Source organism: Pseudobacillus wudalianchiensis (assembly GCF_001685015.1).
GTDB lineage: Bacteria > Bacillota > Bacilli > Bacillales > Domibacillaceae > Pseudobacillus > Pseudobacillus wudalianchiensis.
The window spans coordinates 20,569-34,728 of the sequence record NZ_MAYT01000001.1 but is presented as its reverse complement, the minus strand read 5'-3'; the positions used below and the strand labels follow the sequence as shown (position 1 = coordinate 34,728).

At 43.3% G+C, this 14,160-nt stretch carries 11 protein-coding genes and 1 other annotated feature; of the genes, 3 read left to right on the top strand and 8 right to left on the bottom strand.

Going from position 1 to position 14,160, the window contains the following annotated elements; all coding sequences use genetic code 11:
- Position 1: 1 nt before the first annotated feature.
- The gene (locus A8F95_RS00250; protein ID WP_065408729.1) at positions 2-1,255 is read left to right on the top strand and encodes a BaiN/RdsA family NAD(P)/FAD-dependent oxidoreductase; all 1,254 of its coding nucleotides are present in this window, start codon (positions 2-4) and stop codon (positions 1,253-1,255) included.
- 34 nt (positions 1,256-1,289) lie between these two features.
- On the opposite strand, the gene A8F95_RS21495 is transcribed toward A8F95_RS00250, so the two are convergent.
- From A8F95_RS21495 to A8F95_RS00235, 4 genes are all read right to left on the bottom strand, one after another.
- A complete protein-coding gene (locus tag A8F95_RS21495) occupies positions 1,290-1,445 on the bottom strand; it encodes a YpzG family protein (RefSeq protein WP_077247147.1) in 156 nt (51 codons plus the stop codon).
- Between the two features lie 271 nt (positions 1,446-1,716).
- Positions 1,717-2,022, bottom strand: coding sequence for a rhodanese-like domain-containing protein (locus tag A8F95_RS00245; protein ID WP_065408728.1), 306 nt, complete (start codon positions 2,020-2,022; stop codon positions 1,717-1,719).
- Positions 2,023-2,038: 16 nt separating this feature from the next.
- Positions 2,039-4,450 (bottom strand): leucine--tRNA ligase, encoded by a 2,412-nt coding sequence (leuS, locus tag A8F95_RS00240; RefSeq protein WP_065408727.1) that lies wholly within the window; start codon positions 4,448-4,450, stop codon positions 2,039-2,041.
- Positions 4,451-4,495: 45 nt separating this feature from the next.
- Positions 4,496-4,716 (bottom strand) — a binding site (T-box leader).
- Between the two features lie 49 nt (positions 4,717-4,765).
- Positions 4,766-5,962 (bottom strand): MDR family MFS transporter, encoded by a 1,197-nt coding sequence (locus A8F95_RS00235; RefSeq protein WP_065408726.1) that lies wholly within the window; start codon positions 5,960-5,962, stop codon positions 4,766-4,768.
- 189 nt (positions 5,963-6,151) lie between these two features.
- On the opposite strand from A8F95_RS00235, the gene mnmL reads away from it, so the two are divergent.
- Positions 6,152-7,105 carry a tRNA modification radical SAM protein MnmL/YtqA gene (gene mnmL / locus A8F95_RS00230; RefSeq protein WP_065408725.1) on the top strand — a complete coding sequence of 318 codons (954 nt, stop codon included), beginning with the start codon at positions 6,152-6,154 and terminating at the stop codon, positions 7,103-7,105.
- Positions 7,106-7,126: 21 nt separating this feature from the next.
- Here mnmL and A8F95_RS00225 read toward each other — a convergent pair whose 3' ends face one another.
- The 4 genes from A8F95_RS00225 to A8F95_RS00210 form a co-directional block, all read right to left on the bottom strand.
- Entirely contained in the window at positions 7,127-7,312 is a 186-nt protein-coding gene (locus A8F95_RS00225) for an H-type small acid-soluble spore protein (RefSeq protein WP_049663877.1), read from the bottom strand.
- Positions 7,313-7,397: 85 nt separating this feature from the next.
- Complete coding sequence (mmuM, locus tag A8F95_RS00220; RefSeq protein WP_065408724.1) at positions 7,398-8,342, bottom strand: homocysteine S-methyltransferase; 945 nt, start codon at positions 8,340-8,342, stop codon at positions 7,398-7,400.
- 51 nt (positions 8,343-8,393) lie between these two features.
- Positions 8,394-9,212, bottom strand: coding sequence for a basic amino acid ABC transporter substrate-binding protein (locus tag A8F95_RS00215; protein WP_065408723.1), 819 nt, complete (start codon positions 9,210-9,212; stop codon positions 8,394-8,396).
- A gap of 264 nt (positions 9,213-9,476) precedes the next feature.
- Entirely contained in the window at positions 9,477-13,424 is a 3,948-nt protein-coding gene (locus A8F95_RS00210; RefSeq protein WP_065408722.1) for a tetratricopeptide repeat protein, read from the bottom strand.
- A gap of 127 nt (positions 13,425-13,551) precedes the next feature.
- On the opposite strand from A8F95_RS00210, the gene mnmM reads away from it, so the two are divergent.
- Positions 13,552-14,124: a tRNA 5-(aminomethyl)-2-thiouridylate-methyltransferase MnmM gene (gene mnmM / locus A8F95_RS00205; RefSeq protein WP_065408721.1), complete on the top strand. Its 573-nt coding sequence runs from the start codon at positions 13,552-13,554 to the stop codon at positions 14,122-14,124.
- Positions 14,125-14,160 lie beyond the last annotated feature (36 nt).

The following is a 14,160-nucleotide window of genomic DNA, read 5'->3' as shown; positions in this document are numbered from 1 at the left end:
AATGGAGTATGATGTAATTATCGTCGGCGGCGGTCCCTCCGGCTTAATGGCAGCGATTGCAGCGGGTGAGCAAAAAGCGCGCGTATTACTTGTTGATAAAGGCAGCAAGCTTGGACGGAAGCTCGCGATATCAGGCGGCGGCCGCTGCAATGTGACAAACCGTTTGCCTGTTGATGAAATTATTAAGCATATCCCCGGTAACGGGCGTTTTCTATATAGTGCCTTCTCCATTTTTAATAACGAAGACATCATTCGGTTTTTTGAAAACTTGGGTGTCTCTCTTAAAGAAGAAGACCATGGGCGTATGTTTCCAGTAAGCAATAAAGCCCAATCAGTCGTGGATGCCCTGCTTAACCGGATGAAAGAACTCAATATTGAGATTCGGGTCAATACAGCGGTAGCTGATCTTCTCTTTGAAAATGACCGTACGGCTGGAATTGTTTTACGTGATGGTCAAATCATCCGCAGCCACTCTGTTGTCATAGCGGCAGGCGGCAGCTCCGTTCCTCATACTGGTTCTACCGGCGATGCCTATCCGTGGGCAGAAAAAGCTGGCCACACCGTAACAGAGCTTTATCCGACAGAGGTGCCGGTCACTTCTGAAGAACCCTTTATTAAGGAGAAAAAACTCCAAGGGCTGTCACTTCGCGATGTAGCCGTCAGTGTCTTAAATCCTAAAGGCAAGCCCATTATCACTCATCGAATGGATATGATTTTTACCCATTTCGGCCTATCCGGACCGGCAGTCTTGCGCTGCAGTCAATTTGTCGTCAAAGCACTCAAGAAAAGCAAAACAGGCGAAGTATTTATGGCTATTGACAGCCTGCCTGATAAAAATGAAGAAAAATTATTTGAGGAAGTTCGCCAGCTGCTCGCTGACCATCCAAAAAAAGCAGTAAAAAATATCTTAAAGGGCTTGTTGCCTGAGCGTTATTTACTCTTTTTACTTGCCGAAGCGGACATCGATGAAGAAATACCCGGCAATGGTGTCAGCACCGAAAAGATTCGACAGTTTGCTCATTTATGCAAGCAATTCCGCTTGGCCATTAATGGCACGCTCCCGCTTGAAAAAGCCTTTGTAACGGGCGGCGGAATCTCGATTAAAGAAGTGGATCCGAAAACAATGGCTTCTAAGAAAATGCCCGGCTTATTTTTTTGCGGTGAAGTACTCGACATCCATGGATATACAGGTGGCTACAATATTACTTCTGCCCTTATCACCGGCCGGCTTGCCGGCTTAAATGCAGCACAGTAAAAAGCAGGGAAATCTCCCTGCCTTTTACTTTATACTAACAAAACCGGTTTTCGTTTGAGACGCTTTGGTTAATTCTTGTGCGCAACGACACCTCTGTGTGCCCGTTCACTTGTGAATTTGTCCGCTTCGGTCTCGTCCAATTATGGTGAAACTTCTGAGAGTTCGGATCAAGCCAATCTTTTCTGCTCATTACGCTCACCTCACCGGAAATTTGTAAGAAGATATTCACTCGTTGAATATCTTTTTTAGCATGTGTTAAATAGACCGAAGTATGACTGATTCTCAATCTTTAACGCAGAAGTCATGATATAAGCTTTTTAGTCCTGATCTATTCTACCCGACTCTCGATATCGTCCACTTATCTATAGATATAGCCGCTCTCATTTCAGATAACATTAGCTCGATCATTCATTTTCCCACAAAAAAACTGCCCCCTTATTAATAGGGGACAGCTGATCACCTTATTTTGTTTCTCCCGTCCATTCAAGCATGCCGCCTGTCATATTGCGGACCTTGAACCCTTGATCTCGCATATAGTAGCAGACGTTTTCACTGCGGCGGCCAGAACGGCAAACGAAAATGTATTCTTTGTCTTTATCAAACTGATCTAAGTGCTCTGGAATAGTTCCCATAACGATGTGCTTAGCTTCCGGAATTTTCCCGCCAGCCACTTCCTCGTCTTCACGCACATCAACGATCTCTAATTTTTCTCTGTTAGCTAGTTTTTGTTTCAATTCTTCTGGTGTAATTTGTGGAATTGGTTCCATATTCCCCACCCTTTCTTTAGTTCGCTACGATATTCACGAGCTTGCCTGGTACAGCAATGACCTTGCGCACTGTTTTGCCGGCAATTTGTTCTTGTACTTTTTCATCGTTCCTTGCAATTTGTTCCATCTCTTCTTTTGTTGCTTCTTTAGAGATCATTAATTTTGCTTTCATTTTGCCATTTACCTGAATGACAATTTCTACCTCGTCATCTACAAGCTTAGACTCGTCGTATGTCGGCCATGGCTGATAGCTGATCGTCCCTTCATGTCCTAGCTTTTCCCACATTTCTTCTGCTAAATGCGGAGCCACTGGAGAAAGTAATTTAACAAAGCCTTCCACATATTCTTTAGGAATAGTAGTTGCTTTATAGCCCTCGTTAATGAACACCATCATTTGAGAAATCGCGGTATTGAAACGTAAGTGTTCATAGTCTTCCGTCACTTTTCTCACCGTTTGATGGTATACTTTTTCAAGCTCATTGCCCGCACCGGTAATCTTTTCGCTCAATTCACCTTTTTCTTGAACGAATAAGCGCCAAATACGGTCAAGGAAGCGGCGAGCACCATCTAAACCAGTTGTAGACCAAGCAATAGAAGCATCAAGCGGTCCCATAAACATTTCATATAGGCGAAGTGTATCCGCTCCATGACTTTCTACTATTTCATCTGGATTTACAACATTTCCTTTTGATTTACTCATTTTTTCATTATTTTCGCCAAGGATCATTCCTTGGTTAAACAGCTTTTGAAACGGCTCTTTCGTATGAACGACGCCCAGATCGTATAACACTTTATGCCAGAAGCGAGCGTACAATAAATGAAGCACGGCATGTTCTGCTCCGCCGATATAAATATCAACCGGCAGCCATTCTCTTAGCTTGTCCTCAGCGGCAAGCGCTTCACTGTTACGAGGGTCGATAAAGCGCAGGTAATACCAGCAGCTTCCCGCCCATTGCGGCATTGTATTCGTTTCACGGCGGCCTTTTTTGCCAGTTTCCGGATCAACGATATTAACCCAATCATCAATGTTCGCAAGCGGTGATTCACCTGTTCCACTTGGTTTAATTTCCGTTGTAACGGGAAGCATAAGCGGCAGTTCTTCTTCAGGAACTGTGCTCATTGTGCCATCTTCCCAATGGATAATTGGAATCGGCTCTCCCCAGTAACGCTGGCGGCTGAACAGCCAATCACGAAGACGGTACGTTACTTTCTTCGTACCAATACCTTTTTCTTCAAGCCACTCGATCATTTTTTGAATCGCTTCTTCTTTATTTAAGCCATTTAAAAAGTCAGAGTTTACATGTTCTCCATCACCAGTATAAGCTTCTTTTTCAACGTCTCCGCCAGCCACTACTTCCTTAATCGGCAGATCAAATGTTTTAGCAAACTCATAATCACGTTCATCATGTGCAGGCACCGCCATAATTGCACCTGTTCCGTAGCTCATTAATACGTAATCCGCAATCCAAATCGGCATTTTCTCGTCATTTACTGGGTTGATGGCATAAGCACCCGTAAAAACACCTGTTTTCTCTTTAGCAAGGTCTGTACGTTCAAGATCACTTTTCGCTTTAATTTTGTCTAAATAGCCAGCAACAGCCTCTTTCTGTTCATCCGTTGTAATTTTCGCTACAAATGGATGCTCTGGCGCTAAAACAGCGTATGTAGCTCCAAAAAGTGTATCTGGACGCGTCGTGAATACCGTAAATGTTTCATCATGACCATTAATCGCGAATGTCACTTCTGCTCCTTCTGAACGGCCGATCCAGTTGCGCTGCATATCTTTAATGCTTTCCGGCCAGTCGAGCTCTTCTAAATCTTCTAGTAAACGGTCAGCATATGCTGTAATTTTTAACATCCATTGCTTCATTGGACGACGTTCAACCGGGTGGCCTCCCCGCTCACTCTTGCCATCGATCACTTCTTCATTGGCAAGTACTGTTCCAAGAGCCGGACACCAGTTAACCGCTACTTCATCAATATAAGCCAAGCCCTTTTTATAAAGCTGCAGGAAGATCCACTGCGTCCATTTATAATATTCCGGATCTGTCGTATTAATTTCCCGATCCCAATCGTAAGAGAAGCCGAGTGACTTAATTTGACGACGGAAGTTATTAATGTTTTGTTCAGTAAATTCCGCTGGGTCATTTCCTGTATCCAATGCGTATTGTTCTGCCGGCAACCCAAACGCATCCCACCCCATCGGATGAAGAACGTTGTAACCTTGCATCCGCTTCATGCGTGATAAAATATCTGTTGCTGTGTAACCTTCCGGATGGCCGACATGAAGTCCGGCTCCTGATGGATAAGGAAACATATCAAGCGCGTAAAATTTAGGCTGTTCTTGTTTTTCAGTTGTTTTAAACGTTTTATTGTTTTCCCAATACTGCTGCCATTTCTTTTCAATCTGCTGATGATCGAAACTCATCTGTAACACCCTTCCATGTTGAATATTAAAAAACTCCCGCCCCATAATTGGGACGAGAGTATAGTTCCCGCGGTACCACCCAGATTAGTGCCCTTAATCGGCACCCTGCTTTACGTCTTTAACGCAGATCGGCGGCAGGCACTACTTATTATGGTTCGCACCTGCAATTCCAAAGGCGAGTTCATGAGGTTCCGGACTGGCTTGCACCTACCGCCAGCTCTCTAAAACCGAAAGTCGTCATTACTATTCCTTGTCATCATCTTTTGCTTATTCAATCTACGACTATTTTAGACAAAATTGCCCACAGTTGCAAGCTTAAAGAGAAGATATGGAAGGAGATGGGACTTCTTTTCTTTTTTTCAACGGATGGTCGTAAACCATTGTTAAGCCGATACTAATGAACAAGAAGGCAATCAAGGTCACGAACAATACCGACATGCCGTATACGTCAACGAGGATTCCACCAAGCACGGGACCGAACATCCGCCCGGCTGTTGCCGTGCTATTCACAATTCCTTGGTAAAATCCATCCCGTCCTTTAGGTGACAGCTGGCTGGCTATGGTTGGCACCGCCGGCCAGACGAACATTTCACCGATGGTTAAAATGAGCATCGCTGCTAAAAAGCCTTTAAAGTCACTCGCAAAGGCTGTGATCCCAAATGATCCCATGAAAATAAGGATGCCAATCACAATTTGCTTCTTTAAGTTATCTTGGAAAGGCCGGACGAAAAAGTTAACGAGCGGCTGGCCAAATACAATTATCAAACCGTTAATCGTCCACAACAAGCTATATTCTCCTAAGCTGATATTCACTTCTTGTGTGTAGTTCGCAATAGTTGATTGCCACTGTACGTAGCCAACCCAGCAAAGCATATAAGCTGTACATAATATAAAGAGAGCTGTAAGCTTGCTGCGGTTTTTTACTTTTCCGTTTTCCGCAATGACATTTGTCTGTACCCCTGCAACATTGGCCATTTGCCGGTAGCCAAAAGCGGCAATAAGAAAGAAAACAGCAAACAGAAACGTGTTCGCCATAAAGATGTAATTAAACGAAAAGGAAGCAACGAATCCGCCCATGGCAGACCCTAACGCCACTCCCGCGTTTTGCGAAATATAAATAGCGTTGAATGCACGGCGTCCTCCCTCCGGCCAAATAGCACCGACAAGCGCATAGACAGCCGGAAAAACAACTCCTGATCCAAAGCCAACAATCGTTAAAAAAATCACATAGTGGGACCAGCCGTGCCACATGGTCATGCCAGCCATCGCCATCAAGTTCAAGCCTGCTCCGAGTAAGATCGTTCGATAGCCGCCAAACCGGTCAAAGAAAGCCCCGCCGAGCAAGTTGCCGACAACGTTAGCCCCAGCATTTAACATTAAAACAATCCCTGCGACTGACAAGGATTTCCCTAACTCACCATGTATGTAAATGGTGTTGAGAGGCCACAAGAATGAAGCACCTGTCACATTAATCACCATGCCGACTACTAACAGCCAAACTGCTTTTGGCATACTGTATCCTCTCCTGTTTTATTCAATTATTTCGAGTTCCAAAATAGTATTGTAGAACGTCTAGCCATTATTTTCAAGCTGTTTGCTGAACTTAAAATTCTGACTAGTCCCCTTAAAATGGAGCTCGCTTTCTCTCAGCTACTCATGATAAAATTTTCTTTATGCGGCAGAGAGGTGAGAAGAATAAACATGAATCCGTTTCCTTATGCAAGTGACAATAAACGTTATCATACATGGAATTACCATTTACGCCGTCACTTTGGACACAAAGTATTTAAAGTAGCACTAGACGGCGGATTTGACTGCCCAAACCGTGATGGCACAGTCGCATTCGGCGGCTGTACTTTTTGCAGTGCAGCTGGCTCCGGGGACTTTGCTGGCAGCCGGGCTGTTAGTCTGGAAAAGCAATTCCACGACATCAAGGAGAAAATGCACCGTAAATGGAAAGACGGCAAATATATGGCGTATTTTCAGGCCTATACAAATACTCATGCTCCGGTAGAAGTATTAAAAGAAAAGTATGAAACCGTTCTGAAACAAGAAGGAGTAGTCGGGCTGTCCATCGCCACCCGTCCAGACTGCCTTCCGGATGAGGTCGTTGACTATTTGGCTGAACTCAATAAACGGACCTATTTATGGGTAGAACTCGGCTTGCAGACTGTTCATGAAAAAACAGCGGCTCTTGTTAACCGGGCACACGACTTTTCTACTTACGTAGAAGGTGTAGAAAAATTGCGTAAGCATAACATTCGTGTCTGCTCTCATATTATTAACGGCCTTCCTCTTGAAACACCGGACATGATGATGGAAACTGCTCAGACGGTGGCTAGCCTTGATGTGCAAGGGATAAAAATTCATTTGCTGCACCTATTAAAAGGCACACCAATGGTCAAGCAATACGAGAAAGGATTGCTCGAATTCCTATCACTTGACGATTACGTTAACCTCGTTTGCGACCAGCTTGAAATTTTGCCTCCAGAAATGATCATCCATCGCATTACCGGCGACGGACCGATCAACTTGATGATCGGTCCCATGTGGAGCGTAGACAAATGGACCGTTCTGAACGCCATTGACGCCGAGCTGCAGCGACGCGACAGCTGGCAAGGAAAAAGGAGTCAGTCCTCCATCACTTTAAAGTGAGGAAGGGGCTGACTCCTTCTCTTACGCTTTCTCTTCTTCTAAATCTTTGATGGCGACTTGTGTTCTTTCTTCTAGCGGTCCTCTTAGGTGGACGGTTGCCATTTTTTCATCTTCATGCAGTTCGTCAATCCAAATAGACACGCCTTGGAATGTTACATCGATATCTGCCGGTGAGGAAACGATTTGCTTTGCGCGTTGGATATCCACTTTGCTTACCTCCTAAATGATGTAATAAATCTATTTTTTGAAGGTAAGAGAATTTTATACATGCAAACAAAATGGGAGCACCTTGTCATCTATCAGCTTTTGACCAAACGGCAATAGTTTTTATATTTTCAGGTCTTGTTCGACAGCATCCACCGATCAAGCGTGCACCACACTCATACCAATCCGCAATGTTGCTTGCGTAATCTTCTTTAGATGGCGCTCCAGACCACGTCTTAGTGGAGGCATCGTATACTTCACCTAAATTAGGATAAACGACAATAGGCTTGTCTGTGTGACCCGTTATGCTTTTAATCAATGAAGAAATATGTTCGGGAGATGTACAATTGATTCCAACAGCTGCTACTTGTTTATGCTGATCGAGCCAAGATGCACACTCCGCAACAGGAATGCCATTACTAATATGGAGATCATCTTTTGCACTAAAGCTAATCCACGCATAAATTTCAGGAAACTCCTCTTCTAACAACCTAACAATCGCTTTAGCTTCTATCATATTAGGAATGGTTTCACATGCCAGAACTTCCGCCCCTGCCTCAATTAAAGCTTTCATACGCGGTCTATGAAAATGAATTAGTTCTTCTTCCGTTAACTTGTAATCGCCACGATACTCTGATCCATCCGCGAGAAAAGCACCATAGGGGCCGATCGAAGCAGCTACAAACGGTTTTGGCCGGTTATCCAGATTTTCGAGCTGATTCCAAAATTCATCTCGTGCTTCTCTTGCTAATTGGACAGACGTTTGAATCAAATCTAATGTTTCTTTTTCCTTTAGACCATGCTGGGCAAAGCCTTCGATTGTAGCTTGGTAACTCGCTGTGATAGCACAATCTGCCCCTGCATGAAAGTAATCCATATGGACTTGTTTAATAATAGTTGGCTTTTCCATCAAAATCTTGGCTGACCACAGATTATTATTTAAATCACAGCCATAGTGCTCAAGTTCTGTAGCCATTGCTCCATCTAATACAATTAACGGAAATTTCTTCAAAATCGCTTCTATAGGGTTCATCATTGTTCCTCCGTTGGCAACATATTGATAATTAGCTCTCATTGCTGGCAATTATTGTGCGGCTTGCAATGCTTTTATGTCGGGCTCTGTTCCCAGCCATTTTTCGTATATTTTGCTATACGTGCCATTTTCGATAATTTTCTTAAGGGCTTTATCAACTTTAGAAGTTAATTCACTGTCTTTCGGCAGCATTAATCCGTAAAACTCTGCATTAAAATTTTTATGATCTTCGAGTGTTTTAAATTGCTCGTTCGGGTTATTTTTCAAGTATTCATTGATCACAGTGTTATCGGCGATGACGGCAGCAACAGCACCGTTCTTCAACGACATAATAGACACTGCATCACTTTCATACTTTTTAATATCTGGGCTATTTTTTCCTAAAATCTGTTCAGCCGCCATCTGTCCCGTTGAACCATTTAACACTCCTACCGTTAATCCTTTTAGATCGTTTGCGCTTTTAACAGGATTGCTTTTATTGGTCATAATCATATGAGTAGACTGGTAGTAGGGAGATGAAAAGTCATAGGTCTGTTTTCGGTCATCACTAATCGTAATCGCACAAACGGCCAGATCTATCTGGTCAGCTTGACGCGTACTTTCAAAAAGAGCATCCCACCCGATGTTTTTCACCTCATATTCATAGCCAGCCTCTTTCATAATGGCATCTACGATATCGATATCAAAACCGACAATTTTTCCTTTATCCATGTATGTAAATGGCGCATAAGCTGCGTCAGTCCCTACAATGACCTTTTTCTCTGGATTCTTCTCCCCCGTTTTCGTCCCTTCTTGTCCACAGGCCGATAGGAAAACTAAAAGACCTGCCATCCCTAAACCTAATATTAGTTTGCTAATTCTCTTCCTCATAGCGCTTCCTCCAATTAGTGTAATAAAAAATCAAACTGTAAATTTGCTTCCTAAACTAGGAGAAAGCACGGAAGAAAACAGTGCGCTATCTATCCGCTTCTATCACTTCGAGATCCCCTAATGAAAAGATTTTACAATTGAATGATTATTCTAAAAACAACTCATTCTCATAATACATTATTCCGCCCTTTTTTCAAGGGATAATTCCATTCTGCTTATGATACCAAAAAGACCGGTGCATAAGCGCAGCCGGTCTTTTTTCTTTTACTTATTGACTATCCCGTGTAACGCCGGATGGTCGTCCGCTAGTTCTTCTAGTTGGTTCCATACTCTTTCTTGCATTTCTTTCGGCAGTTGTCCTGTACACTGTTTTGCTTTTTCTGTTTGATCGAGCTCCGCATACGCTAGGATCCTTCCAACATATCCTTCCACTTTATAAGGGGCCTTTTCAATAAGTGCCTCATATTCTTTTAGTGCTTCCTCTAGCTGGCCAAGCAAAAGAAATGAATCAGCCAGCATTTCCCGTGCGTCTCCATCAGATGGGTGGCGTTTCTTTAATAAGAGAAGTTGTTCCTGAGCTTCTTTTGTATATTGCTCTTTACCGGTTTCTGCTCCATAACTTAGGGCAGCAGCTGCCGCTTTAAAACGCAGATGGTCATCATCATGAACATCGAGATAGCGTTTCAGCACTTTCCACGCCTCATCGGTGACCTCTCGTTCTATATAAAATAAAGCAAGCCGATCATAGCTTTCATGATGATCTGGGTCTAACTCAATCGCTTTTTCATATAAAGCAATGATGACACTGATCAGCCCTACTGTTTTTAAGCCTCCCGTGATTTTTTTCCATAGTCCCTGCTTCTCTTCTTCTAATTTTTCAGCATAAGGAACGAGCGCATCACCACTATTCCTGTACACAACCGCTGCATCTTCGGATGACAATCCCATTTTCTGAATGAGCCTCTCGATTTTTAGCAGTTTTTTTGAGCTATATAATATTTTCATCCAAGATTCATAGAGGGATTTATTATCCGGTTCTGCTTGAATGAGGGCTGTAATGAGCATCAGCGCTTCTTTCACCTGACCATTTTCAGAATACAGCTCCGCTAGTTTCGCTTTCAGCTCTACAGCCTCTTCTTGCTCAAGTAAAAGGATCGCTTCTTCTGTTTCCAGCACTTCACTTAGAGCTCCAAGACGCCATTGTTCATCAATCATTCCCCGCAAATGCTCCAAATGATTTTTCAGCTTCTCCCGTTCTGCCGGTGAAGACATCAACGCTGCAAACTCCTTCATATCACACGCTTGCGGCATGGCCTCTAATACTCGAAAACGATATTTTTTTACCTTTTCCGTCTCGCCAAGCTCTTCATACAGACTCGCTAATTCATCATGGGCAGCTGTAAAGTCAGGATCAAGTTCTAGACACTTGAATAAATGCTGCTCGGCTAGATTCGTTTTTTCCACTGACCGATATAGCTTTCCGAGACGATAATGAGGAAAAGTACTCTGTGTGTCCATCTCCACTGCTTGCAGCAAAAGTGTTTCAGCAAGAGTTAGATTCTCCAACTGTTCTTGAAAGATCGCTTCATAGCAGTAAAGGTCACTTAACGAATACTGAACTCGCAGCCTTTGCAGAAAAGCAAGCGCTCGGTGGATAAATGGCGTCCCTTCTACGTACTCCACATAGAGCGAAACATGCTCTTCCAGCTCAGCGCCTTTCAAAAGGCCCTCCTCCATAAAACAAAGGCCAAGCTCTTTCTCGCTGTCTGCCTCCGCTTCTTCTATCATCATAGCACCGGCTCTTACGTATATATCAGGATGTTCAGAAGGCTGTCCATAGGAGCGGATGACAGTCTTTGCCCGCTGCCAGTCTCCCTGTTGAATAATCGACTGCGCCTCATATACAACTGCCAGCAAGTCACCGTTAGGATCAAGTTCAGCAGCACGTTTGTAGGCTTCCTCTGCATGACTGTACTGCTCTCGGCCCATGCGCGTATGACCAATATATAACCAAATGATCCCTGTTTCTTCTTTTGGAACCTCCTCTGACCCGGTTTGCAAATAAGCTTCCGCTCGTTCCCACTTTTCTTCGTTCATGCGAATTTCTGCAATTCGCAAATAAGGATAGGGAACGGCCGGATTCATTTCAAGTGCTCGTTTGAACCAGGTAATCGCCCGGCTATCGTCCATTTCCATATAACAGCGTCCCACTTCATACACATAATAATGATCATTCGGATAATCTTTAGACAGCTTTTCGAACTCACTCAGTGCTTCTTGGTTGGCACCCGACTCCAGCAAAATAAGTGCGTGCGTCGAGCGGGTGAATTCATCCTTTTCTGCCTGTTCAAGTGCTACAAACGACCAATGTTGTGCTAGCTGAAACTGTGAAAGCTCAGTACAGCATCGGGCTAAATAGGCGTAAGCGGACGGCTGGAAAGGATCTTTTTCAAGTGAGCGCTTTAAATGGAAAATAGCGCGTTCAGGTTGATCATTTTGATAACCGACAATTCCTAAAAGAAAGTGCGCATAAGCATTTTTTCGTTTGACCTGATCCATCACTTGCTGAAACTCCTTGCCGGTCTCATCATGCATATAATAAGAATGGGCAATGATCAGCTGGATTTCCTCATCCTCTTCACCAAACCGCTTTTTCACATGATCAATCCACTTATTCAAATAAGGCTTCACTTTCACATGTTCAATCATTGTTAAACCAATAATGGAAGAAAAAACTTCTTCCTCTTTCTCTATGAGATAAGCAAGAAAGTCCGTAACAGTCCCTTCCGCATCCTTCTCCATTTCTTCCAAGTACATGAATATTTCTTGAAAAAACTCATGGGTTTGCGGATTTAATCGCTCAAGCAGCCCTTTTTGCTCCTCCAGAACGAATACGATCGAAAGCTGCTCTTTTAACCGGTAGGTTTGTGCAACTTCTTCATAAGGGATAAACAACGTCTCTAGCTCATTAGGATCTTGGACTAACAGCACGCCCAACCGATCGTCGTATCCGACAACAAGCTGAACATGTGAATTATTTTCGATCAATAGATCAAGCATGACAGGGCAGCCTGCGTCGATAAAGTACTTATATAGTTGAATGGTTCCTTTAAAGAAGGCAGATGAAAAGCCAAGTGACGCCATGTAATCAATAGCTGTCATCAGCTTTGAACCCGTCACATCAAAAATGTGTTCAGCAATCTCATCCTGTGATATTTCCTTTCCGACTGTCTGTAACATCATCGACAGCGTGGCTGGCACACAATAATTTAGCTTTTGCCGAATTGGCTCAATAGCAATTTCCCGGTAACTTCCCGTTTGATCAATGGTCCGCCCGCCGAGTGCTGTCTTTTTTAATACCGCTTTATTTTCTAAAATCCATTGTTCCAGCTCGCTCCATTGTTCCAGCTTGTATAACGCCTCTGCCTTTAAATAAATAAAATAATCTACATTTGTATGAAAAGGATTTTCTTTGTTCCACTGGTCAGCATGATCAAGAATCGCTTGGAAGTTATCTGTTAAACGAAATCCTCTCATCTGCTCCAGCTGAAATACCGGGCATTGCGGAAAAGCTTCAGCTCCTTTTTGCAGTACACGAAGCGCTTCTTCATGATGACCTTGTCTCGATAAGAGATCAGCGTACACAATCCAGCTAACATCTCCTCGCTCACTGAATGACAAATCAAGCCCTTTCTTCACTTCTTGTTCTGCCTGCTCCCAATCATTCGTTTCCAAATAAAAATCAGCTAGTTGGTCTGGTGATAAAACAGCACCTGCTTCTTGAATCAAACGGATATAATCTGCTGCTTCTTGATAACGATATAGTTGACAAAGTGCTTTGACGAGTAAAAGATAGGCTGGTTTTTTCTCGTCCGCTGTTAAAGACTCTTCCCCTTCATCAAATAGGCGTTGTTTCATTTTCGTTTCAGCTTCTAAGCTTCTTCCTTGCTCAAGCAGACGATAACAAGACCAAGAAAACGTACGGATAGATTGAAATCGCTTATTTGCCGCTGTGGCTAAAAAGTCGCTGTAGCGATACATTCCGCCAGCATCCGCTAAACGGATCAAGCGGTAGTATTCCTCTTCTGTTTCTATTTGTGCCAGCCACTCCTGAAGCACTTTATAGGACTTTAACGTCCAGAGCTGCTTGATTAACTGTATGAGATCAGAGACCATTTTAATATCAGACGGCTTTGTGACGACTATATTCAAAAGGCAACGCCCCTTCTTTTTAATTTTTTCGATTGCTATCATTCTATTAATTATTTGCATTATACCAATAATCATTTATTTTAAGTATAATCATCGAAGATGGCTTAATGGAAAGAAAGGAGACATCATGAACTTAGATGGAATTTTACCATTTGCACGCATACTGTTAGAAAAAGCAGTAACGGATGGGAGCGCGGCTATTGATGCAACAGTTGGCAACGGCCATGATACTGTATTTCTAGCTAAACTCGTCGGTGAACGTGGCCGTGTCTTTGGATTTGACATCCAGGAGCAAGCATTAACAAATACAGCTGTCCGCCTGCAGGAGCAGCAGTTAAACGAACGGGTAATTTTATTTGACTGTGGACATGAACAAGCAGCTGCCGTTATTCCCGCTGAGTGGCAAAGACAGCTGAAAGGAGCGGTTTTTAACCTCGGCTATTTGCCAAAAGGGGATAAATCAATCGTGACTAGGCCGGATACAACCATTTCGGCTGTGAAACAGATTTTTTCCATGCTTGCATCTGGAGGGATCATTGTCCTCGTCATTTATCACGGCCATGAGGAAGGAGCTGTGGAAAAAGAGGAGCTGATCCGCTTTGTAGAAAGGATTGATCAGCAGGAAGCTCACGTACTTCGTTATGAGTTTATCAATCAGCTGAATAATCCACCATTTATTATAGCAATCGAGAAAAGATAACTTTTTCAGCTTGGATAAAATATCTTCGGTTTCGGA

What these genes read in the sequence shown, in the direction of transcription:
- A8F95_RS00235 (WP_065408726.1), bottom strand. Translation starts at nt 5,962, where the DNA reads ATGCCAAAAGCAGTTTGGCTGTTAGTAGTCGGCATGGTGATTAATGTG.
- A8F95_RS00215 (WP_065408723.1), bottom strand. Translation starts at nt 9,212, where the DNA reads ATGAGGAAGAGAATTAGCAAACTAATATTAGGTTTAGGGATGGCAGGT.
- leuS (WP_065408727.1), bottom strand. Translation starts at nt 4,450, where the DNA reads ATGAGTTTCGATCATCAGCAGATTGAAAAGAAATGGCAGCAGTATTGG.
- mmuM (WP_065408724.1), bottom strand. Translation starts at nt 8,342, where the DNA reads ATGAACCCTATAGAAGCGATTTTGAAGAAATTTCCGTTAATTGTATTA.
- A8F95_RS00245 (WP_065408728.1), bottom strand. Translation starts at nt 2,022, where the DNA reads ATGGAACCAATTCCACAAATTACACCAGAAGAATTGAAACAAAAACTA.
- mnmM (WP_065408721.1), top strand. Translation starts at nt 13,552, where the DNA reads ATGAACTTAGATGGAATTTTACCATTTGCACGCATACTGTTAGAAAAA.
- A8F95_RS00250 (WP_065408729.1), top strand. Translation starts at nt 2, where the DNA reads ATGGAGTATGATGTAATTATCGTCGGCGGCGGTCCCTCCGGCTTAATG.
- mnmL (WP_065408725.1), top strand. Translation starts at nt 6,152, where the DNA reads ATGAATCCGTTTCCTTATGCAAGTGACAATAAACGTTATCATACATGG.
- A8F95_RS21495 (WP_077247147.1), bottom strand. Translation starts at nt 1,445, where the DNA reads ATGAGCAGAAAAGATTGGCTTGATCCGAACTCTCAGAAGTTTCACCAT.